The sequence below is a fragment of the Pseudomonas sp. Q1-7 genome (genome assembly GCF_028010285.1).
In the GTDB taxonomy this organism is placed as follows: domain Bacteria; phylum Pseudomonadota; class Gammaproteobacteria; order Pseudomonadales; family Pseudomonadaceae; genus Metapseudomonas.
This window is the reverse complement of sequence record NZ_CP116304.1, coordinates 2797256-2818021: the sequence shown is the minus strand read 5'-3', so window position 1 is coordinate 2818021 and position 20766 is coordinate 2797256. Positions and strand designations below refer to the sequence as shown.

Here is a 20766-nt window from a genome sequence, read left to right as displayed (position 1 = left end):
CCATGGGAGCCAAGCAGCCGCTGGAGCGGCGGATCATCTTCGCCTTCGTGCTGATGACCCTGATCGTCAGCGGCACCTTCTCCCTGGGCATAGTCGCCATCGTGCACTTCATCGAAGAGCATCTGGTGTCAGAAGAATTGGGGCGGGAACTGGACTTCGCCATCCACGAAGAACTCGCGCTCGATGCAGCGGCACGCATTGACGCCGCCACCCGCTTCTTCAGTTCCCACGCCGGCCAGGCGGCCTTGCCGCCCCGCTTCACCGGGTTGCCGGAAGGTTTCTCGGAAGTGCTCGACGGCGACGAGGCGTATTACGTCTTCAAGCGCAAGCATGGCAGCCATGAAGACGTGCTGGTGGAAGAGCAGCACGAGTTCGAAGCCCGCGAGCGGGCGCTGTTCGCTGTGGTCCTGGCGGGATTCCTGCTCAGCCTGTTCGGCGCCTGGGGCCTGGGGCGTCTGCTGGCGCGCCGGGTAATGGCACCCGTACGACGCCTGGCGCAACAGGTCCGCCACCGCGACCAGTTGCTGCCGCTGGCGCCTCGCCTGGCCCCCGACTACCCGGACGATGAAATTGGGCGACTGGCCGCGGCATTCGACGAGACCCTGGGACAGCTCCGCCACTCGCTGGAACGCGAGCGCCTGTTCACCAGCGACGTCAGCCACGAACTGCGCACCCCGCTGATGGTTATCGCCTCCTCCTGCGAACTGCTGCTCAATGCCCCTCGCCTGTCCACCGGCGAGCACGCCCAGGTCTCACGGATTGCCCGGGCCAGTGCCGATATGCACGCTCTGGTACAGACCTTCCTGCGTCTGGCGAGGGCCGGCCAGGAGGACGGCGGCGTCACCGAACACGTAGACCTGGCCAGTCTCGCTGCCGAGCAGTACCACCAGTGGTCGCCGCAGTTCCGGGCCAAGGGCCTGGCGTTCACCCTCATCGACGACGGCGCCAGCGCAGACCGCTTCGAGGCGCCACTGCTGCGCACCGTGCTGTCGAACCTGCTGCGCAATGCCCTGCACTACACCGAGCGAGGTACGGTCCGGTTGATCCTCGGAGCACAGGGGTTTCGCGTGGAAGACAGTGGTCCGGGAATTGCGCAGGACGAACAGGAACGCATCTTCCAGAGTTTCGTGCGTGGCCAGCAGGCCCGCGGGGAGGGCCTCGGCCTGGGTCTGTCCCTGGTCCGGCGAATCTGCCAGCAGCAGGGTTGGGAGGTGCGGGTGGCATCCAGTCCGGAATCGGGAAGCTGCTTCTCCGTGACGCTCTACCCCGGCCGTTGACATTTTTTTCACGGGCTTTTGACCTCGCCGTTACAGCCCGCCCTCTAGATTGACTCGCTCCCCATCTGGATCCGGTGCACACATGCCACAACCCAGGCCGAAGCCGTTCGCGCTGGACAGCTCAGGCGCCCCTGACCGCGAACGCAATGAGTCCCCGTCTAACGGCGGCGGTCCCGCCCTGGCCACCCGGCTGACGGTCTGGCGCGAGGACCGCGTGGCGCGGCAGGCCCTGCGCATCGCCGGCGAGCCCAACCTGGTGCTCGACCTGCCCTGCGGCAATGGCCGCTACTGGCCGATGCTGACTCGTCACCCCAACCGCCTGGTGCTGGCCGCGGATGACCCGGCGGACTCGCTGGCCAGGCCGCGTTCCACCCATGGCGTGGAAATCGCCGAGCGCATTTGCGTATTGCATACGCCGCGCTTCGCCATCGACCTTGGCGAGAACGCCGTGGATGCCATCTTCTGCATGCGCTTCCTGCATCGCCTGGAATCCACGCAGCAGCGCCTGGACGTCTTGCGGGAGTTCCATCGGGTCACCCGTGACACCCTGATCATTTCCCTCTGGGTGGACGGCAATTACCAGGCTTGGCGACGCAAGCGCGTGGATCGCCGCCGGGCGACAGCCGCCCCCTCGGGGCGCAAGCCAAGCCGTTTCGTGGTGCCGCGCGAACAGATAGAAGACGAGTTCAACAGCGTCGGTTTCAACATCCTCTCCCACCTCGACCTGCTGCCCGGCTTCGCCATGTGGCGGGTCTACGTCCTGCGCAAGACGTCCTGAGCAAAGGAGCTTTCCATGTCCGCAGAAATCGCCCCGCTTCCCCGTCACCGTTCGCCTTTGCGCAAGCGATCGCGGCCCACTGGACAATGGCTGATGCTATTGCTCGACCGGCGGGCCACACGCTGGCTGCTGGCGACCTGCGCCCTGGCCCTGCTGGTGGGCGCGGGGCTGCCGGCCTGGCGGCACCTCTACCCGGCCAGTGCGGCGCAAGGGTGGCGCTACCGCGTGCAGATGGACGCCGTCGAGCGGGTCAGTGCGCTGCTGCCCGATGGTACGGGAGGCCTCTACATCAGCCAGGAGCTGCAAGACGGCAAAGGCCGGATTCTTCACGCCCTGCCTGGTGGGCAGCGCACCGAAGTGGAGTCGGGCCTGTCCAAGCCCGACGGCATGGTGCGCTATCGCGGCGGCGTTGCCTTCAGCCAGGAACAGGGTGAGCACCCGGTATTCCTGATGAACGACCAGGGCACCCGGCAGTTGTTCAGCGCCGACAGCGTCGAGGGCCTGGCCACCGACGGCCACTACCTCTATGCGATCGAAGATCGCCATGGTGACGGCCGCCTGCTGCGCTACGACCCGGAGACGGACAGCCTGACCACCCTGCGCAGCGGCCTGGACGAAGCCGAGGCGGTCGCTTCCTGTCCCGACGGCCGGCTGTTCTACACCGAAAAGAACAGCGGCCACATCCGCGAGTGGCGGCCCGACGGCCAGGACCCGGTGGTCCTCGACAATTTGCGCGAACCCGGTTTCCTGCTCTGCAACCGCGAAGGTCTGTGGGTCACCGAGGACGCCACCCACATGGCTCGCGTCCTGCTGCTCGCGCCCCACGGCGATCTGACCGTGGTGCTGTCGCACCTGCGCTCGCCCCAGACCATCGTCGAAACCGCTCCAGGGCGCTACCTGGTCGCCGAGCAAGGCCGCAATCGCGTGCTGGAACTCGCGCGACAGGACGCGGGCCGGTGATGACCCTTCTCCCGGCTCCCGGGGGCGTGGTGGTCGCGCGCGGCGACCTCTTTTGCGCCGTCACCACAATATTTTCACGTTCATGTCGTTAGGTTGCCCCTCATGCCCGCGGGCAGGATCGGCGGGAGGGGTGCATGGCAAGCTCGCCGGACAGAGCAGGCATAACAACAAAAGGCACTGAATGAAGATCACCATCTTCGGTACCGGCTATGTCGGCCTGACCCAGGCAGCGTGCCTGGCGGAAGTAGGCCACAGGGTGCTCTGCGTCGACATCGACGAACGCCGCATCGCGCAACTCAACCAGGGCCGCTCGCCGCTCTTCGAACCGGGCCTGGCGGCACTGATCCAGGCCAACCTCACGGCCGGACGCCTGAGCTTCACCAGCGACGCCGCCAAAGGCGTGGGCTTCTCCGGGGTCCTATTCATCGCCGTCGGCACGCCCCCCGACGAAGATGGCAGCGCCGACCTGCAGTACGTCTTCGCCGTGGCCGATACCATCGCCCGGCATGCCCTGGAGGCCAAGGTGGTGATCAACAAGTCCACCGCCCCCGTGGGCACCGCACAGCGTCTCAAGGCCCACCTGGACGCCGCCCTGGCACGCCAGGGCCACGGGTTCGACATGCAGGTGGTGGCCAACCCCGAGTTTCTCAAGGAGGGCTCGGCGGTCGAGGACTGCATGCGCCCCGAGCGCATCATCATCGGCATCGACGGCGAGCGCGACATCGAACTGTTCCGCGAGCTCTACAAACCCTTCAGCCGCAATCACGAAAAACTGATCGTCATGGACAGCCGCAGCGCGGAGCTGACCAAATACGCGGCCAACAGCATGCTCGCCACCAAGATTTCCTTCATCAACGAAATGGCCAATCTCGCCGAGCGCCTGGGAGCGGACATCGAGATGGTGCGCAAGGGCATCGGCTCGGACTCGCGCATCGGCTACGACTTCATCTACGCCGGCTGCGGCTATGGCGGCTCCTGCTTTCCGAAGGACCTCCAGGCGCTGCGCCGCAGCGCGGTCGATGTGGGCTACCGCCCGCAGTTGCTGGAGGCCGTGGAGTCGGTCAACCACCGGCAGAAGCACAAGGTCTTCGAAAACATCCAGCGCCACTACGGCGGCGACCTCGGCGGCAAGACCTTCGCACTCTGGGGACTGTCCTTCAAACCCAACACCGATGACATGCGCGAGGCCCCCAGCCGGGTGCTGCTGGAGGCCCTCTGGGCGGCCGGTGCGCGGGTCCGCGCCTTCGATCCGGAGGCCATGCAGGAGGCCCGCCGCCTGTATGGCGAGCGCCACGACCTGCACCTGGCCGACTCCAAGGAGTCGGCCCTGGACGATGCCCATGCCCTGGTGATCCTCACCGAGTGGCTGAACTTCCGCATCGCCGACTTCGGCCTGATCCGCCAGCGCCTGTGCGACAGGGTGGTGTTCGACGGGCGCAATCTCTTCGAGCCGGCGCACCTGGCCCGTGAGGGCCTGGCCTACTACCCGATCGGCCGTGCCGCCGTGGGGTTGGGTCAGCCATGAAGCTCCTGGTCACCGGCGCAGCCGGATTCATCGGTTTCCACACCGCCCTGCGCCTGTGCAGCGAAGGGCACCAGGTGGTCGGCATCGACAACCTGAACGATTACTACAGCGTCGATCTCAAGCTCGCTCGCCTGGCACGGCTGCACGCGGTCGCAGGCTTCACCTTCCGCAAACTGGACATCGCGAACCGCGCGGCCCTGTTCGCGCTGTTCCACGAACATCGGTTCGAGCGCGTCATCCACCTGGCGGCACAGGCCGGCGTGCGCTACTCCCTGGACAACCCGCACGCCTACGCCGACGCCAACCTCACCGGCTTCGTCAATGTGCTGGAGGGCTGCCGTCAGGGCGGCGTCCAGCACCTGGTCTATGCCTCCAGCAGTTCGGTCTACGGCATGAACGCGAAAGTCCCCTTCGCGGTTACCGATGCCGTCGACAACCCGATCTCGCTCTACGCCGCCACCAAGCGCGCCAACGAGTTGATGGCGCACACCTACGCCCACCTGTACCGGATTCCCATCACAGGCCTGCGCTTTTTCACCGTGTACGGTCCCTGGGGCCGCCCGGACATGGCGCCGTTCAAGTTCACCAAGGCCATCCTCGAAGGCCAGCCAATCGACCTCTATAACGGCGGCGACATGTCGCGGGACTTCACCTACATCGACGACGTGGTCGAAGGCATCGTCCGCATCCAGGACCGCCCGCCCCCCTATGCCGACGAGTCGGAACGGACCCGCCAGGGCGCCACCGATCGGTTGTTCAACATCGGCCTGGGCTCCCCGGTACGTCTGCTCGACTTCGTCGGCTGCATCGAGTCGGCCATCGGCATCGAGGCCAACAAGCAAATGAAGCCCATGCAGCCGGGCGATGTGCCTCGGACCTGGGCCGACGTCAGTGCCCTGGCCGAGCGGACCGGGTTTCGCCCGGTCACACCGTTGCAGGATGGCGTGGCCCGTTTCGTCGACTGGTACCGGGCCTTCTACGGAGCATGAAACGACATGGGCAATGAACTGCGGCCGTGGAGCACGATCCAGCGCGGCGCCTCGCACCACAAACCGTCGCGCCGGGACATGGCCATGCCCGCCATGCGGCCCATGCTCAAGGGGCTGGGGCTGATCCTCAGCCTCGCCCTGATCGGCTACCTGTTCGACAGGAGCGACCTGGGCAACGCCATCAACGAAACCTGGATCGACACCCACGTCCGTGGCCACGGCGTCGAAGGCACGCTGCTGTTCCTCGCCATGGGTACGCTGTTCACCGCAGTCGGCCTGCCGCGGCAGATCATCGCCTTCCTCGCCGGCTACGCCTTCGGCCTGGTCGCCGGCACCCTGCTCGGCACCCTGGCGACGTTGCTCGGCTGCCTGGTCACCTTCTTCTATGCGCGGACGTTCGGCCGCGGCCTGCTGCTGGGCCGCCTGGGTACGCGCGCCGCGCGCTTCGACCGATTCATCCATGAACATCCATTCTCGATGACCCTGCTGATTCGTCTGCTGCCGGTGGGCAGCAATGTGCTGACCAACCTCGCCGCCGGTATTTCCAGCGCGCGCCTGGCGCCATTCCTGGCCGCCAGTGGGGTCGGTTTCCTGCCGCAGACGCTGGTCTTCGCCCTGGTGGGCAGTGGCATCAGCGTCGCGCCGGCGCTGCGTATCGGCACCGCCGCCCTGCTGTTCCTGGCGTCCGGGATGCTCGGCGCCTGGCTGTATCACCGTCATGGCCTCGGCATGGGCGACAAGGTGGATGCCGCCCTGGGCGAAGTGGAACGCCCATGACAAGCGAGCAACCGCTGGCCGCGATGGATTGCCTGCAACATGGACCGGCGACAGTAGCGCCCACCCGGCAACAGCTCACATGACCCTTTCAAGCGATGGAACCAGCATGTCGAACAGGCCCTACCTTTCCGTATTGATCCCGGCCAGGAACGAAGCCGAGAACCTGCCCACCCTCCTGGAAGAGATTCGCCAGGCGCTTTCCAGCGAGTCCTTCGAAGTGCTGGTGGTCGACGATGGCAGCACCGACGACACCGCGGCGCGGCTGCTGGCCCTCAAACGCCGCGGCTATCCGCAGCTGCGCATCCTCAGCCACGAGCGTTCGCTCGGCCAGAGCACCGCCATCTACCACGCGGCACGGGCCGCCGAAGGGACCTGGCTGGCCACCCTCGATGGCGACGGCCAGAACGACCCGGCCGATATCCCCGGCATGCTCGCCATTCTTCGCGCGCCGGACGCGCCCATTAACCTCAAGCTGATCGCCGGCCACCGTGTGAACCGCCGGGACAGCACCAGCAAGCGCTGGGCTTCGCGATTCGCCAACCGCCTGCGCGGCCGCCTGCTCAAGGACAACACCCCGGACACCGGCTGCGGGCTCAAGCTGATCGAACGCGAGGCGTTCCTCCGCCTGCCCTATTTCGATCACATGCACCGTTTCATCCCGGCGCTGATCCAGCGTCACCAGGGCGGCATGCTGGTCCACCCGGTCAATCACCGTCCGCGTGGCGCCGGCGTTTCCAAGTACGGCAACCTGGACCGCGCACTGGTAGGCGTTCTCGATCTGATCGGGGTCTGGTGGCTGATCCGGCGCACCCGTTTCGACGCCACCCCCCGCGAGCTGGGAGATTGAGCATGGGTCGCCTCTTGCCTGCCCTGAACGGAGGCGCCGAATCCATGGGGCTGATCCGTTCCGAGCGGACCTCGTGGCTGTTCCTGCTGCTGATCGCCGCCGCGATGATCAGCGCCGGCCTGGGCATGCGTCAGCCGTCCAACGTGGACGAAGAGCGCTTCCTGGGCGTGGCCCTGGAAATGCTCCAGAACGGCGACTGGCTGATTCCCCATCGGGCCGCCGAGATCTACCCGGACAAGCCGCCGCTGTTCATGTGGGCCATAGCGGCACTCATTCGCATCGGCGTGGCGCCGACCATTGCTCTATTCCTGCCCGCACTGTTCGCCGGCATGGTCACCACCGCCTGCCTGCACGACCTGGGCACGCGCCTGTGGAACCGCCGTGTCGGCATGATCGCCGGCCTGCTGTTCCTCGCCACCTACCAGACCTACAGCCTCCAGCGCGCCGGCCAGATCGACGGTTTCCTCTGCCTGTGGACCGCCCTGGGGCTCTACGGCATGGCCCGGCACCTGTTGCTCGGCCCGGCCTGGGGCTGGTTCTACGTGGCCTGCGCCGCCATGGGCCTGGGCATCATCAGCAAAGGTGTCGGCTTTCTCCCGGCGTTGATGCTCGTTCCCTACGCCTATGCGGTCCGCCGCGGCTGGCCCGGCGTCGTGCCGATGCCCGGCGAAGCCCGCGCCTGGCTGTTCGGCCTGCTGGTGCTGCTGGCGACCAGCGCAACCTGGCTGCTGCCGCTGCTGCTGAAAGTCGCGTTGGTCGGCGACGAGGCCAGCCGTGCCTACCTCAGCGAGGTCCTGCTGCGTCAGACCGCGCAGCGCTACGCCAACGCCTGGCACCACCGCGAGCCGTTCTGGTACTTCTTCACCCAGGTGATTCCCAAATACTGGCTGCCCCTGGTGCTCGCCCTGCCCTGGCTGGTGCCGGCCTGGCGCCGCCAGTTGGCCAAGCGCGACGGGCGCTACCTGGTGCTGCTGGGCTGGGTCGTGCTGGTGCTGATCTTCTTCAGCCTGAGCAGCGGTAAGCGCAAGCTGTACATCTACCCCGCGCTGCCCGGCCTGGTGCTCGCCATGGCACCCCTGGTGCCCTGGTTGCTGCGTCGCTGGTTCGCCGGGCGTCCACGCGCCAGGAAGCTGTTCGTCGGCCTGGCCATCCTCTGGTTCTGCGCCTGGTTCGCTCGAGGCTTCATCGAGCCCATCAAGGAAGGGATCAACCCGCGTCAGGCCTTGATGGCCGAAGTGGCGGACGTCTCCGCCGGGGGAGAACTCGCCCTGACCTACTGGCGCGAAGGGCACTGGCTGTTCGCGCGCCAGCCACTGGTGCACTTCGGCGTCGGCGCCCCCGAGCAGACGGAACGGGCCGCCGAATGGCTGCGTGCCAACCCTGGCGGTCATGCGCTGATCGCTCGGTCCGAGCTGGCCCGCTGCTTCAGCGCGGAAAAGGCCCGACGCGTGGGCGATGGCCACGACGAAGACTGGTGGCTGGTCGGTGCCGATGCCGACAACGGCCAGTGCCACGCCCAGGCGTCCCACCGACTCACTTATCGATTCGCCTGGAAGCAACCGCTCGACTGAAGGACCGTGAATCCGCCGCGGACCCGCCTGCGTGGGGACGCGGCCGTCGCTCGCCCGCACGACAGGACCCAGCATGAACAGTGCCGTTGAACTCGATAGATACAAGACCCGGTCCAGGCACACTTGGCGCGCGCTGACCCTGCTCGGCCTGGGCGTGACGCTGCTCTTACTGGCGACCGTCGCCACGCTCAGGTTTCATTGGCATGAGCGCGCCTGGTACTACGTCAGCAGTCGTCTGGAGGCCAGCCAATGGGCCGGCCGCAGCGTCTGGCTGCCTGACTACCGGGCCGACATCCAGGCACGGCCGGTGGCGGATATCGACGATGACCTGTCCGCCATTGACTTCGCCGCCGACCGCCAGCACCTGCTGGCCGTGACCAACGCGCCGCCGATCAAGCTGCTGGAGATGGACCGCGAGGGCAAGGTACTGGCGAGCTATCCGCTGGAAGGCTTCGAGGATGTCGAGGGCCTGGCCTACATGGGTGACAGCCTGGTGGCGCTCACCGACGAGGTGCAGCAGCAACTGGTGTTCTTCCGCCTGCCCGGACAGGCAGGCCAGCGCATCGACAAGCGCAGCGCCCAGACCCTGGCCCTGCCACTGGCCTCCAGCGCCCACAACAAGGGGTTCGAAGGGGTGGCCTATGACGCCGCGCACGATCGCCTATTCGTCGCCAAGGAGCGTGATCCGCGCAGCCTCTACGCCGTCTCCGGCATCAGGGCGAGCCTGGACGGCAGGCTCCAGTTGAAGGTGGAGGACCTCAGCGACTGGGTCGAGCGCAGCGTCTTCGCCAGGGACATTTCCGACCTGCATTTCGACGCCCCGACCGGACACCTCCTGGTACTCAGCCATGAGTCGAAACTGGTGATCGAGCTCGGGGAACATGGCGAGCTGGTCAGCTTCCGCACCCTGCTCGGGCACCTCGGCGACCTCGACGACAGCGTGGGCCAGGCGGAAGGCCTGACCCTGGACGACCAACGCGTCCTGTACGTGGTGGGCGAACCCAACCTTTTCTACCGTTTCAGGAAGAACTGAATTCCACGGCCCCGGTGCCCTCGGCTTCCGGCACCGGGCGATAGAGCACCAGCCGGTAGCAGGCCAGGCAGATCATCCAGTCGAACAGCAGGGTCCAGAGATTGTGCGAGAGAAAGTGCGCGCCCTGCAGCATCCGTCCCAGGGAGAACAGGCCGCCGAGGGCCAGGGCGCCGACCAGCGCGCCGCGCGCCAGGCGCGGACGGCGGTCACGCAGCACGAAAAACAGCGCCAGCAGGGAAAAGCCCGCCGAGGCATGGCCGCCGGGCCAGCAGCGGCCGGGCTTGTCGACATAGGGATGGTGGCCGAGCAGCGGGGCGTAGGGCTCGACGCCACCGAACTCGGTGAGGCTCCAGGGACACTGCACGGCGGTCAGCGCCTTGAGCGGCGTGACGATGGCCGTGGACACGCCCAGGGCCAGCACCAGATAGCCCAGCGGCCGGCGCCACGGGTGCAGCCGGGGGACCAGCAGGCTGGCGAGAAAACCGGCGATGGCGAGCAGGCCGAGCAGGATCACCACTTGCTTGGCGCGATCATGCAACACGTCTTCGAGAAAAGCGCTGTGACGCCCGATGAAACCGTTCTGCGGATCGTAGAACAGGTGCGCCAGGGCGAAGTCGACCCGGGGTACGTCGATCAGCAGCAGGAACGCCATGGCCGCCAGCGGCAGCGCGCTCCACAGCCGAAAATTGAAGGGCCGCGAATGGGACATGAAAGACTCCTTGGCAAGTCGAAAGCACCACAGTCTGCGCCGGGCCGTGTGAGCGACGGGTAAAGGACTCGTGAAAAAAACATCAAGTCGCGGAAACCCGATGGGGATGCGGCAACGTGCCACGCCGAGTTTCCGCCTAGGCTGAAACCCACCCATGGGTCACGCAGGACAAGGACATGCCCGCCATTCCCGTTACCCACCGCATCCCGCGCACCGTCTGGGTCCTGGGCCTGGTCAGCCTGTTCATGGACCTGTCGTCCGAACTGGTGCACAGCCTGCTGCCGCTGTTCCTCGTGGGCAGCCTGGGCGCGAGCATGCTCGCCGTCGGTCTGATCGAGGGCCTGGCGGAGGCCACCGCGCTGGCCGTCAAGGTGTTTTCCGGCGCCATCAGCGACTACCTGGGACGGCGCAAGGGCCTGGTGTTGATCGGCTACGGCCTGGCGGCACTGAGCAAGCCGCTGTTCCCGGTTGCCACGTCCGCCGACCAGGTGCTCTTCGCCCGGTTGCTGGACCGGGTCGGCAAGGGGATTCGCGGCGCCCCCCGCGACGCGCTGATCGCCGACGTCGCCCCGGCGCCGATACGGGGCGCCTGCTTCGGCCTGAGACAGGCGATGGACAGCGCCGGCGCCTTCTTCGGCCCGCTGCTGGCGATCCTGCTGATGATGCTGCTGGCCGGCGATATCGCCCAGGTGCTCTGGTTCGCCCTGTTACCGGCGCTGGTGTCGGTGGCCCTGATTCTGCTCGGCGTGCGGGAGCCGGACGCGGCCCGGCCGTCCCGGCACCTGCGTTCGCCCATCCGCCTGCGCGCCTGGCGCGGTTTCCCGGCGGCCTACTGGTGGGTGGTGGGCCTGGGCGCGCTGTTCAGCCTGGCGCGCTTCAGCGAGGCCTTCCTGGTGCTGCGCGCCCAGGACGCGGGGCTTTCCACCACCTGGGCGCCGCTGGTGATGGTGGTGATGTCGGGCTGCTACATGCTTTGCGCCTACCCCGCTGGCAGGTTGTCCGACCGTGCGGGCCCGACCGGGCTGCTGGCCTTCTCCCTGGTGCTGCTGATCGTCGCCGACCTGCTGCTGGCAGTGGCCGACCGCCCCATCCTGCTGCTGGCCGGCGTGGCCTTCTGGGGGCTGCACATGGGGTTCAGCCAGGGCATCCTCGCGGCGCTGGTGGCCGAAACCACGCCCGCCGACCTCAAGGGCAGCGCCTTCGGCCTGTTCAACCTGGCCAGCGGCGCCGCGCTGCTCCTGGCCAGCCTGCTGGCCGGCTGGCTCTGGCAATACCAGGGCGCCGCGAGCACCTTCCTCGCCGGCGCGGCCTTCTGCCTGGCCACGCTCCTGCTGCTGGCGCTGCGTCGACGCTAATCGAAAGTCGGGCTGTCCTCGCCCGCGGTCGGCGCGAATCTGGGGCCGATGACCCGGAGCGGGTGCCGTACTCCGGGTCGCTGGGACGACAACAAGGAGAAGAAAATGCCCTGGTACTTCGAAGCCCTCATCAGCATCCCCGCCGGCCTGCTGCTCGGCAACTTCAGCGAATGGTGGTTCCACCGCGTCGTGCTCCACGGCCTGGGGCGCAAGCGCGGCACCTTCTGGAGCTTCCATTTCCACGAACACCACCGCAACGCCCGACAGTACGACTTCTACGACCCCTGCTACCGCCGCCCGCCGCTGGGCTGGCACGCCCAGGGCAAGGAAGCCTGGGCGCTCATCGTCGCCAGCCTGCTGGTGGCGCCGCTGTTCTTCTGGGCGCCCTGGCTGTGCGTCACGCTGTGGTACTGCGCCGGCAACTACTACGTCACCCACAAGAAGGCCCACGACCACCCGGACTGGGCGCGCCAGCACCTGCCCTGGCACTACGACCACCACATGGGTCCCAATCCCCAGGCCAACTGGTGCGTGACCAAGCCCTGGTGCGACTGGATATTCGGCACGCGCGAGCATTTCGTGGGGACGCCGCGGGACGCCCGGGCGGCGGCCTGATTGTCGCCCGCAGACGCGGCTAGGGCTGTACCCAGCCGCGCTGGAGCAGCGGCCTGTCCCAGGCCGGTTCGTCACTGATGCGTTCCACCAGGAAGTCGATCAGGGTGCGCACCTTCAGGGCCCGGCGTTGGGTGGCCGGGTAGACGGCGGAAAAGCTGAAGGAGGTCAGCGAATAGTCGCCGAGCACTGGCACCAGGCGGCCGGCCAGGAGGTCGTCGCTGGCCACCAGGGTCGGCAGGCAGACCACGCAGGTGCCGGTCAGGGCGTAGTCCCGCAGCAGATGCACGGAATTGGAACGCACCTGGCCGGTGAGGTTGAGTTCCACCTGTTCCTCGCCGTTGAACACCCACTTGTTGCGGGACGGATAGCCCTCGTAGAGCGCCACCTTGTGCAGTTGCAGGTCCGTCGGCACCCGTGGCGCGCCATGGCGCTCCAGGTACGCAGGGGACGCGCAGAACAGCCGGCGAACGGAGAACAGCTTGCGCTCGATCAGCGATTCGGCGAGCGGCGGGAACATCTGGAAGGCCACGTCGAAACCTTCCTCGATGGGGTCCACCACCCGGTCGTTGACGATCACGTCCACCTCGATATCCGGGTACAGCTCGGTGAATTCCGCCAGCAGGCAGCCAAAATGGCCGATGGCGAAGCCCGGCAGCATCTGGATGCGCAGCTTGCCGGTGGGTTTGGCGCGCAGGTCGCGCATCTGCTCGGTGAGGCTGTTGAAGCTGGCCACCATGTCCGCGCATTCCTTGTAGTAGGTCTCCCCCACTTCCGAGAGCCGCACATGGCGGGTGCTGCGGTGGAACAGCGGCGCGCTGATGTAGTCCTCCAACTGCTGGATGCGGTGGCTGACCACCGAGCGGGTCACCCCCAGTTGCTGGGCGGCGCGGGCGAAGTTGCCGGTTTCCGCGACGCGGACGAAGGCTTCGATGCTGAGCAGGCGGTCCATGTGTGTTTCCGGTTCTGGCGATGATTCAACTGTAGGGGCGAATTCATTCGCCATGCAGAACACAGTTCTGCCGTAGGTTGGTGTCGAGGAACGAGACCCAACGATTCGCCCCAAATGTTGGGTTTCGCTGCGCTCTACACCAACCTACATCGAACTCAACCTCCGCTGCATCGGAAACAGCTGCCAGCCGAATCGTTCGCTCACCAGGCCCCAGACGCCCTGGGGCGCCTTGAGCATCATCAGCACCGCCACGCTGCCGAGGATGATCATGTACAGCGCGCCGAACTCGGCGAAGCAGCTGCGCAGGACGAAGTAGATCAGGGTGCCGATCAGCGGGCCTTCCAGGGTGCCGATACCGCCGATGATGACGATGAAGATCACCGCCGCCGTCCAGTCCTGCACGCTGAAGGCGGCGTCCGGGGAGATCCGCAGCTTCTGCAGGAAGATCAGCGCGCCCACCACACCCGTGCAACCGGCGGCCAGCACATAGACCATCAGCTTGGTGCGAAACACGTTGATGCCGAGGCTGCCGGAAGCCGGCTCGGAGTCGCGGATGGCAGTCAGCGCCAGGCCCTGGCGCGAGCGCAGCAGCAGGTAGACCACCAGCACCGCCGCGACGGCGATGGCCAGGGCGCTGAAGTACAGCAGCATTTCGCGGCCGTCGCGGCTGCCGCCGATCTGCCGGACGATGGACGCCGGCAGGCTCTGACCGGAACCGCCGCCCAGGCTGCCGACCTGGGCCAGGCCCAGGCGGAACACTTCGGCCACCACCCAGGTGCCGATGGCGAAGTAGGCGCCGCGCAGGCGGAACAGCACCAGCGCCGTGGGCACCGCCAGCGCGGCCACCACCAACCCGGAAAGGAACACCGCGGCCAACGGCGGCACGCCCAGTTGCGAGGCCAGCACGAAAAGCAGGTAGCCGCCGAGGCCGACGAAGGCCTGCTGGCCCACGGAAACCATGCCGGCGTAGCCCGCCAGCAGGTTCCACATCTGCGCCAGGGCCAGGTAGTAGGCGAACTCCACCACCAGGCGCAGCACCGCGCGGTCGGCCCAGAACGGCAAGGACGCCAGGACCAGCACCAGCACGCCCAGCAGCGCCAGGCCCACCTGGCTGCTGCGGGTGCTGCGCTGGACGAGGTAGGCATTGTTCATCGCATTCATCAGTCGACACTCCGGGGAAACAGGCCACGCGGGCGGAAAACCAGGATCAGCAGGAACACCAGGTGGCCGGCGAGGATTTGCCAGCCCGGATCGATGTGCGCGCCCACCGCCTGGGCGACGCCAAGGATCACGCCACCGGCGAGCGTGCCCCAGAGGCTGCCGAGGCCGCCGATGATCACCGCTTCGAAGCCGTAGAGCAGCCGCGCCGGACCGACGCTGGGGTCGAAGCTGGTGCGCACCGCGAGGAACACCCCGGCGATGGACACCACCGCCATCGCCAGCGCCATGGCCAGGCCGAAGATGTGACGGTTGTCGATGCCCATCAGCTGGGCGGTGTGCTGGTCATCCGAGGTGGCGCGGAAGGCACGCCCCAGGCGCGTCTTGTAGAACAGCAACTGCAGGCCGCCGATGACCAGCAGCGCGGTGCCGAACACCATCAGCGGCATCACGCCGAGGCTGAGGCCGCCCACGGCGACGCTGGCCACTTCCAGGTCGCCCTGGGAGAGCTTCTGGCTGTCGGCGCTGAAGAACTCCAGAAGGACGTTCTGCAAGATGATCGACAAGCCGAAGGTCACCAGCAGCGGCGGCAGGATGTCGTTGCCCAGGGTCCTGTTGAGCAGTTGCCGTTGCAGGCCGTAGCCGACCAGGAACATCACCGGTACCACCACCGCCAGACTGGCCAGGGGCGACAGCCCGAGGGTCTGGACCACCACCAGCGCCAGGTAGGACGCGAGGACGATGAAGTCGCCGTGGGCAATATTGACCAGGCGCATGATGCCGAACATCAGCGACAGGCCCACCGCGAACATGGCGTAGAGACCGCCGAGCAGCACGCCCTGCACCAGGGTATTGAGCCATTCCATCATCATGCCTCCGCCAGGCCGAAATAGGCCGCCTTGATCTGTTCCTTACCCACCTCGCCCGGTTTGCCGGAGAGAGAAATGCGCCCTTCCTGGAAGCAGTAGAAGCGGTCCGCCACCGCCAGGGCCTGGTTGATGTCCTGTTCGACCAGGATCACCGCCGTGCCGTCGGCCTTGATCGAGGGCAGCGCGGCATAGATGTCCTTGATGGTGGTGGGCGCCAGGCCCAGGCTGATCTCGTCGCAGAGCAGCAGGCTCGGGCTCGACATCAGCGCGCGGCCGATGGCGACCATCTGCTGCTGGCCGCCGGACAGCGCGGTACCGGGGCGCTTGCGCAGCGTTTCCAGGACCGGGAAGAGGCCATAGATGCGCGCCAGGTTCCACGGCCCCGGGCGCTTGCTGTAGGCGCCGATCAGCAGGTTTTCCTCGACGCTGAGGGAGGGAAACAGCTTGCGCCCTTCCGGCACCAGGGCGATGCCACGCTCCAGCACACGGTTGGCCGGCAGGTCGCCGATGGACTGGCCCTTGTAGCGGATGGCGCCGGGGTCGTTGCGGATCAGCCCGGCGAGGGAGCGCAGGAAGGTGGATTTGCCGGCGCCATTGGCGCCGATGATGGCCAGGGTCTCGCCCTCGGCCAGGTCCAGGTCGAGGTCGAACAACGCCTGGAAGTCGCCGTAGCCGGCGCGCAGCTTGCGGATCGTCAGCATGACCTCAGCTCCCGATGCCCATGTAGATTTCCTGCACCTTGGGGTTGGCCATCACCGCCTGAGGCTCGCCCTCGTCCAGCTTGCGGCCGAAATTGATCACCGCCAGGCGGCTGACCACCGCCAGCAGGGCGTGGACGATGTGTTCGATCCAGATGATCGAGGTACCGGAGCGGTGGATGCCCTGGATGGTGCTCACCAGTTCGTGGCACTCGGGTTCGGTGAGGCCGCCGGCGATCTCGTCCAGCAACAGCAACTGCGGACGGGTCGCCAGGGCGCGGGCCATTTCCAGGCGCTTGCGCTCCAGCAGGGTCAGGGAGCCGGCCAGGGCGTTGGCTTTCTTCATCAGCCCGGTGAGTTCGAGGATGTGCGCGCACCAGGCATGGCCGTCCTTTTCCTTCTGGCCGGCGCCGAAGGTGGCGCCCACCAGCAGGTTCTCGAACACCGTCATCTTCACGAAGGGATGAGGGATCTGATGGGAACGGCCGATGCCGCGCTGGCAGCGCTTGAACACCGGTTCGCGGGTGACGTCTTCACCCTGGAAACGGATGCGCCCGGCGTCGGGCGCCACACCGCCGGCGATCAGGTTGAACAGGGTGCTCTTGCCGGCGCCGTTGGGGCCGATGATGCCCAATGCCTCACCCGGCGCCAGGTCCAGGCTGAAATCGTCGGTCACCGTCACCGAGCCGTAGCGCTTGTGCACCTGCTCCAGTACGAGGAGTTGTTGCATGTGTCGTTACCTGTATGAATCTGTAGCCCGGATGCAATCCGGGGGCACTGTGCCGAGACTCCCGGATTTCCCCCGGGCTACTGACTACGAACGGCCCCCTCTCCCCTCGGGGAGAGGGCTGGGGAGAGGGGGTTAATTAACCCCACGCGCGAACTCAACCGCCGTAAGTGATCGCCTGCATCTCCCCACCCAGGGGAATCTGCGGCGCGGTCTGGTTGCTGGTGATCACCAGGTCGTAGGTGAAAGGCCCGCCGAGGCGCCACTGGCCGGACACCAACGGGGTCTTGGCGACGTTCTTCACCGGACCGTTCTTCCAGCTCACCGGGCCGACCACGGTGTTCAGCTCGGTCTTCAGCAAGGCATCGCGGGTGGCCTCGGGGTTACCCACTTCCTCGGTGCGCTGGAGGATGTCCACCGCCAGCTCGAACAGCGCGTGGACGAAGCCCAGGGGCTGGGTCCACTGCTTGCCGGTGGCCTGGGTGTAGCGCGCGGCCAGTTGCCCGGCGGTCAGGCCGTTGAGGGACGAGCTGAACGGGTGGCTGGGGCTCCACCAGATTTCCGTGGACAGGTTGTGCCCAGCCTTGCCCAGGGCCTCCACCGCCGAGGGGAACAGCAGCGCCTTGCCCACCGACATCGCCTTGGGCTGGAAGCCCTGCTGGCGTGCCTGGGTCCAGAAGGTGGTGAGGTCCGGCGGGATGACCACACCCGTGACGATTTCCGCTTCGGCCTTCTTGAACGCGGAGATCTGCGCGGAGAAATCGTCGGTCAGACTCTGGAAGCGCCCCGGGTCCACCAGTTGGAAGCCCTTCTGCGCCAGCACCGGCGGGAAGCCCAGCTTGCCGTCGCCCCAGGCGTTGCCGTCGCCGTCGTTGGGGAACAGGCCACCGATCACCTTGTTGCTGCCCATGCCGCCCCACATGGCGGTGTAGGTGGCGATCACGTCTTCCAGGCCCCAGAAGAAGTGGTAGGTCCACTGGAAACCTTCGTCCGGCTTGCCGCCCCGGGTGAAGAACCAGGGCTGCCAGGGCGCCACGGTGGAGATGCAGGGGACCTCGTTGATCTCGCACTGGTCCGACACCGGGTTGGTGGTTTCCGGGGTGGAGGACACCAGCATCAGGTCCACGCCGTCGGACAGGATCAGCTCGTTGGCCACTTCGGCGGCGCGGTTGGGGTTGGACTGGCTGTCCTTGACTATCACTTCCAGGCGGCAGCGCTGGCCGCCGACGGTGATGCTGTTCTTCAGCACCGAGGCGAGGCTCTCGATGATGTAGGCATCCGCCGCGGCGAAGGGCGCCAGCGGGCCGGTCTGCGGGCTGACGTAGCCGATGCGGATGACCTTTTCCGCGGCGAACAGCGGCCCGGAAGAAAGACCTGCGAGCAGCGAGCCGCCAGCCACGACGCCGCTGGCCCGCAGGAAATCACGCCGGGACAGCCCGGCACCGAGGAGTTTCTTGTTGTTGTCCATGACGCGTACCTCGACGTGGAGATGAAGCCCGGCGCGGGCGCACGGGCCCGGCCGGGAGGGCAGTGGTTTGGAGCCGGATCAGAAGAAGACGGTGACGTCGAAGGAGCCGATCAGCTGGCTGTCCTCGCGTCCGCCACCGAAGGCATCGCGACCGCTGCCGCTGTGGATGTCGTAGCGCAGCTCGGGGCGCAGGCGCAGGTTCGGCACCGGGGTCCAGGCCAGGTTGGTGGTGAAGCCGTAGAAGCTGCCCCAGCTCGGATCGGGGATGCCGGTCTGCGGGTCGATGTTGGCCATCACCACGTGCACCGGCGCGTCGCTGTAGAACCATTCGGCGCGGCTGTTCCACATCAGGTCGTCGGCCAGGCGGTGGTACCAGTTGACGTCGGCGCCATACCAGTGGGCATTGCCCTTGTCCGCGAAGGCGGCGAAGGCGGCGTCTTCCTGCTGGCCGTAGTTGAACTCCACGGCGATGCGGTTGCGCGCATCGAGCACATGGGAAACCGTCAGGTAGGAGGCGTAGCGCGTCAGGTCCTGGTCATCGGTGCCGGCGGGGATGGGCGAGCCGCAGGCGCACTCGGCGAAGCTGTCACCAGCGCCGTTGCCGTAGATGTTTTCCCAGTCCACCCAGGTGCGGAAGTCCGCTGAGCGCCAACGCAGGTTGGCGATGACGTCCGGGTCGCCGTTGGGGTCCTGCATATTGTTCCAGCCCTGCACCAGGCCCAGTTCGAAACCGAGCATGCTGCCGCCCTCTTCCTGGGGCAGCTTGAAGGAATAGAGCGCGCCGGTGTGCTTGGCCGGGCCGTGCATGAAGGAATAGGTGTGGCTGTAGAAGTCGGTCGGCGCGGGGCTCGGCAGGGCAAAGCCGATCTCGTTCTCCAGCGGGGTGTGGAACACGCCGAGCATCAGGTTGGAGCCGCCGAGCACCGGGATGTAGAAGTCCAGGTAGGCCTGGGCGATGTTGAAGTTTTCATCGTTGGCATCGGCGCTGCGGTTGACGCCCAGGTCTTCGTCGAAACCGTAGGTCTTGAAGAAGCGCGCATCCTTGCCGTACAGCGCGGTGACGTTGAAACCCCAGTCGGCTTCCTGCGGCATGGGACCGGGGAACGGGCCGACGCGACCGACCACATTGCCCTTGGGGGCCTTCTCGATGGACAGGGCGAACTGGTTGAGGTTGAAGCCTTCGTCGTTGTTGAAGAAGGCCTGCTTGCTCACGTCATCGCTGCCGTTGTCGTTGTAGATCCAGCCCGCCTGGGCCCAGCCATGGACCTTGATGCCATGGTCCTTTTCCAGGCCGTCGCCGAAGGCGCTGCGGAACAGCGAACCGGACGGCCCCGGCTCGGCGGCCTGGGCGATGCTGGGGAACAGTGCGACGGCCGCCAGGACCGGGGCGAACAGAGGGGATGCGGAGAAATGCTTGCTACGGATCATGGCAGCTACCTTGTTGTTATTAGTCAGCCTGATGCCGTGACGGAGCGCGCTGGCAGTGCGGTTCGGGCCGTCCGGCTGGGTTGCAAGCTACAAGTGCCCTACCCCTCCAACAATTGCGGTTTCGGCGATATGAGTGTTCGCACTTCGCGAACAATGGCGACGCCCCCGAAGCTAGAGCGGTTGCGGCCGGAAGGGGGTGCGGCAGGCTGGGCGGTTATCGGACAGAATTGCGGCAAGTGGGAGGCGGGACTACGTCCAGCCCCCAGTCCGCTCCCGCGCAGGTTGGTGTAGAGCGCAGCGAAACCCAACACCGTGAAACGATGGGTTTCGTGCCTCTACCCATCCTACGTTCAGCTCCCAGCCCGCTCCCGCGTGGGTTGGTGTAGAGCGCAGCGAAACCCAACGCCGCGACACGATGGGTTTCGGACCTCTACCCATCCTACGTCCCGCTCCCAGCCCGCTCCCGCGTAGGTTGGTGTAGAGCGCAGCGAAACCCAACGCCACGACGCGATGGGTTTCGTACCTCTACCCATCCTACGTTCAGCTCCCAGCCCGCTCCCGCGTAGGTTGGTGTAGAGCGCAGCGAAACCCAACACCCCGAAACGATGGGTTTCGTACCTCTACCCATCCTACGTCCAGCCCCCAGCCCGCTCCCGCGTAGGTTGGCGTAGAGCGCAGCGAAACCCAACGCCACGAGACGATGGGTTTCGTACCTCTACCCATCCTACGTCCAGCCCCCAGTCCGCTCCCGCGTAGGTGAAACCCAACGGGAGCAAGGGCCGCCGCTGCACCATCACCCGTCGCGGCGTTCAGCGCCGGTGGCGCAACGGCTCGAGCAGCGGCTTCAGGCCGTTGTGGTCGATCTCCTGCATCAGCATCAGCAACCGACCGATCTCGCCCTTGGGAAAGCCTTCACGGGCGAACCAGTTCAGGTAGTGTCCGGGCAGGTCGGCGATCAGGCGGCCCTTGTATTTGCCGTAGGGCATTTCGCGGGTGACCAGGAGCAGCAGGTCTTCGGGCTTCATCGGACGGC

The 20766-nt window shown here is 66.6% G+C and carries 20 protein-coding genes; 11 read left to right on the top strand and 9 right to left on the bottom strand.

The window, feature by feature from the left end:
* Positions 1 to 2 precede the first annotated feature (2 nt).
* From PJW05_RS12900 to PJW05_RS12860, 9 genes are all read left to right on the top strand, one after another.
* Positions 3 to 1277, top strand: a complete 1275-nt coding sequence (locus PJW05_RS12900; RefSeq protein WP_271412087.1) for a sensor histidine kinase — start codon at positions 3 to 5, stop codon at positions 1275 to 1277.
* An 82-nt stretch (positions 1278 to 1359) separates the two neighbouring features.
* Positions 1360 to 2055 (top strand): class I SAM-dependent methyltransferase, encoded by a 696-nt coding sequence (locus PJW05_RS12895; protein WP_271412086.1) that lies wholly within the window; start codon positions 1360 to 1362, stop codon positions 2053 to 2055.
* Positions 2056 to 2148: 93 nt separating this feature from the next.
* Positions 2149 to 3015, top strand: coding sequence for a hypothetical protein (locus PJW05_RS12890; protein WP_271412085.1), 867 nt, complete (start codon positions 2149 to 2151; stop codon positions 3013 to 3015).
* 181 nt (positions 3016 to 3196) lie between these two features.
* Complete coding sequence (locus PJW05_RS12885; RefSeq protein ID WP_271412084.1) at positions 3197 to 4540, top strand: UDP-glucose dehydrogenase family protein; 1344 nt, start codon at positions 3197 to 3199, stop codon at positions 4538 to 4540.
* On the top strand, positions 4537 to 5529 hold the full coding sequence (locus PJW05_RS12880) for an NAD-dependent epimerase (RefSeq protein ID WP_271412083.1): 993 nt from the start codon (positions 4537 to 4539) through the stop codon (positions 5527 to 5529). Before PJW05_RS12885 ends, PJW05_RS12880 begins: the two co-directional genes overlap by 4 nt.
* Before the next feature lie 6 nt (positions 5530 to 5535).
* Positions 5536 to 6306 (top strand): TVP38/TMEM64 family protein, encoded by a 771-nt coding sequence (locus PJW05_RS12875; protein ID WP_271412082.1) that lies wholly within the window; start codon positions 5536 to 5538, stop codon positions 6304 to 6306.
* 106 nt (positions 6307 to 6412) lie between these two features.
* The gene (locus PJW05_RS12870; RefSeq protein ID WP_271412081.1) at positions 6413 to 7153 is read left to right on the top strand and encodes a glycosyltransferase family 2 protein; all 741 of its coding nucleotides are present in this window, start codon (positions 6413 to 6415) and stop codon (positions 7151 to 7153) included.
* Between the two features lie 44 nt (positions 7154 to 7197).
* Positions 7198 to 8724, top strand: a complete 1527-nt coding sequence (locus PJW05_RS12865) for an ArnT family glycosyltransferase (RefSeq protein ID WP_271412217.1) — start codon at positions 7198 to 7200, stop codon at positions 8722 to 8724.
* A gap of 73 nt (positions 8725 to 8797) precedes the next feature.
* Positions 8798 to 9757: an SdiA-regulated domain-containing protein gene (locus tag PJW05_RS12860; protein ID WP_271412080.1), complete on the top strand. Its 960-nt coding sequence runs from the start codon at positions 8798 to 8800 to the stop codon at positions 9755 to 9757.
* On the opposite strand, the gene PJW05_RS12855 is transcribed toward PJW05_RS12860, so the two are convergent.
* Entirely contained in the window at positions 9744 to 10466 is a 723-nt protein-coding gene (locus PJW05_RS12855) for a phosphatase PAP2 family protein (protein ID WP_271412079.1), read from the bottom strand. The two genes, PJW05_RS12860 and PJW05_RS12855, sit on opposite strands and share 14 nt — an antisense overlap.
* Positions 10467 to 10642: 176 nt before the next feature.
* Between PJW05_RS12855 and PJW05_RS12850 the strand changes: the two genes are divergently transcribed.
* Positions 10643 to 11821 (top strand): MFS transporter, encoded by a 1179-nt coding sequence (locus PJW05_RS12850; RefSeq protein WP_271412078.1) that lies wholly within the window; start codon positions 10643 to 10645, stop codon positions 11819 to 11821.
* 105 nt (positions 11822 to 11926) lie between these two features.
* A complete protein-coding gene (locus PJW05_RS12845; protein ID WP_271412077.1) occupies positions 11927 to 12436 on the top strand; it encodes a sterol desaturase family protein in 510 nt (169 codons plus the stop codon).
* Positions 12437 to 12455: 19 nt separating this feature from the next.
* Here the strand turns inward: PJW05_RS12845 and PJW05_RS12840 are convergent, their stop codons facing one another.
* The 8 genes from PJW05_RS12840 to PJW05_RS12805 all read right to left on the bottom strand — a co-directional run bounded on the left by PJW05_RS12840 (position 12456) and on the right by PJW05_RS12805 (position 20758).
* Positions 12456 to 13385, bottom strand: coding sequence for a LysR family transcriptional regulator (locus PJW05_RS12840; RefSeq protein ID WP_271412076.1), 930 nt, complete (start codon positions 13383 to 13385; stop codon positions 12456 to 12458).
* A gap of 144 nt (positions 13386 to 13529) precedes the next feature.
* Positions 13530 to 14546, bottom strand: coding sequence for a branched-chain amino acid ABC transporter permease (locus tag PJW05_RS12835; protein WP_271412075.1), 1017 nt, complete (start codon positions 14544 to 14546; stop codon positions 13530 to 13532).
* Positions 14546 to 15409 carry a branched-chain amino acid ABC transporter permease gene (locus PJW05_RS12830; protein ID WP_271412074.1) on the bottom strand — a complete coding sequence of 288 codons (864 nt, stop codon included), beginning with the start codon at positions 15407 to 15409 and terminating at the stop codon, positions 14546 to 14548. Before PJW05_RS12830 ends, PJW05_RS12835 begins: the two co-directional genes overlap by 1 nt.
* A 2-nt stretch (positions 15410 to 15411) precedes the next feature.
* Positions 15412 to 16113 carry an ABC transporter ATP-binding protein gene (locus tag PJW05_RS12825; protein ID WP_271412073.1) on the bottom strand — a complete coding sequence of 234 codons (702 nt, stop codon included), beginning with the start codon at positions 16111 to 16113 and terminating at the stop codon, positions 15412 to 15414.
* A 4-nt stretch (positions 16114 to 16117) separates the two neighbouring features.
* Entirely contained in the window at positions 16118 to 16840 is a 723-nt protein-coding gene (locus tag PJW05_RS12820; protein WP_271412072.1) for an ABC transporter ATP-binding protein, read from the bottom strand.
* A gap of 154 nt (positions 16841 to 16994) precedes the next feature.
* Positions 16995 to 18305, bottom strand: a complete 1311-nt coding sequence (locus PJW05_RS12815; RefSeq protein WP_271412071.1) for an ABC transporter substrate-binding protein — start codon at positions 18303 to 18305, stop codon at positions 16995 to 16997.
* A 78-nt stretch (positions 18306 to 18383) separates the two neighbouring features.
* A complete protein-coding gene (locus PJW05_RS12810; protein WP_271412070.1) occupies positions 18384 to 19733 on the bottom strand; it encodes an outer membrane beta-barrel protein in 1350 nt (449 codons plus the stop codon).
* Positions 19734 to 20542: 809 nt separating this feature from the next.
* On the bottom strand, positions 20543 to 20758 hold the full coding sequence (locus PJW05_RS12805) for a DUF3820 family protein (RefSeq protein ID WP_271412069.1): 216 nt from the start codon (positions 20756 to 20758) through the stop codon (positions 20543 to 20545).
* Positions 20759 to 20766: the final 8 nt, after the last annotated feature.

Excerpts from the sequence above, each read along its gene's own strand:
- PJW05_RS12855 (WP_271412079.1), bottom strand. The coding sequence starts at position 10,466 with ATGTCCCATTCGCGGCCCTTCAATTTTCGGCTGTGGAGCGCGCTGCCG.
- PJW05_RS12900 (WP_271412087.1), top strand. The coding sequence starts at position 3 with ATGGGAGCCAAGCAGCCGCTGGAGCGGCGGATCATCTTCGCCTTCGTG.
- PJW05_RS12875 (WP_271412082.1), top strand. The coding sequence starts at position 5,536 with ATGGGCAATGAACTGCGGCCGTGGAGCACGATCCAGCGCGGCGCCTCG.
- PJW05_RS12850 (WP_271412078.1), top strand. The coding sequence starts at position 10,643 with ATGCCCGCCATTCCCGTTACCCACCGCATCCCGCGCACCGTCTGGGTC.
- PJW05_RS12890 (WP_271412085.1), top strand. The coding sequence starts at position 2,149 with ATGCTATTGCTCGACCGGCGGGCCACACGCTGGCTGCTGGCGACCTGC.
- PJW05_RS12840 (WP_271412076.1), bottom strand. The coding sequence starts at position 13,385 with ATGGACCGCCTGCTCAGCATCGAAGCCTTCGTCCGCGTCGCGGAAACC.
- PJW05_RS12885 (WP_271412084.1), top strand. The coding sequence starts at position 3,197 with ATGAAGATCACCATCTTCGGTACCGGCTATGTCGGCCTGACCCAGGCA.
- PJW05_RS12805 (WP_271412069.1), bottom strand. The coding sequence starts at position 20,758 with ATGAAGCCCGAAGACCTGCTGCTCCTGGTCACCCGCGAAATGCCCTAC.
- PJW05_RS12895 (WP_271412086.1), top strand. The coding sequence starts at position 1,360 with ATGCCACAACCCAGGCCGAAGCCGTTCGCGCTGGACAGCTCAGGCGCC.
- PJW05_RS12860 (WP_271412080.1), top strand. The coding sequence starts at position 8,798 with ATGAACAGTGCCGTTGAACTCGATAGATACAAGACCCGGTCCAGGCAC.
- PJW05_RS12880 (WP_271412083.1), top strand. The coding sequence starts at position 4,537 with ATGAAGCTCCTGGTCACCGGCGCAGCCGGATTCATCGGTTTCCACACC.
- PJW05_RS12820 (WP_271412072.1), bottom strand. The coding sequence starts at position 16,840 with ATGCAACAACTCCTCGTACTGGAGCAGGTGCACAAGCGCTACGGCTCG.
- PJW05_RS12825 (WP_271412073.1), bottom strand. The coding sequence starts at position 16,113 with ATGCTGACGATCCGCAAGCTGCGCGCCGGCTACGGCGACTTCCAGGCG.
- PJW05_RS12870 (WP_271412081.1), top strand. The coding sequence starts at position 6,413 with ATGTCGAACAGGCCCTACCTTTCCGTATTGATCCCGGCCAGGAACGAA.
- PJW05_RS12810 (WP_271412070.1), bottom strand. The coding sequence starts at position 19,733 with ATGATCCGTAGCAAGCATTTCTCCGCATCCCCTCTGTTCGCCCCGGTC.
- PJW05_RS12830 (WP_271412074.1), bottom strand. The coding sequence starts at position 15,409 with ATGGAATGGCTCAATACCCTGGTGCAGGGCGTGCTGCTCGGCGGTCTC.
- PJW05_RS12815 (WP_271412071.1), bottom strand. The coding sequence starts at position 18,305 with ATGGACAACAACAAGAAACTCCTCGGTGCCGGGCTGTCCCGGCGTGAT.
- PJW05_RS12865 (WP_271412217.1), top strand. The coding sequence starts at position 7,198 with ATGGGGCTGATCCGTTCCGAGCGGACCTCGTGGCTGTTCCTGCTGCTG.
- PJW05_RS12845 (WP_271412077.1), top strand. The coding sequence starts at position 11,927 with ATGCCCTGGTACTTCGAAGCCCTCATCAGCATCCCCGCCGGCCTGCTG.
- PJW05_RS12835 (WP_271412075.1), bottom strand. The coding sequence starts at position 14,546 with ATGAATGCGATGAACAATGCCTACCTCGTCCAGCGCAGCACCCGCAGC.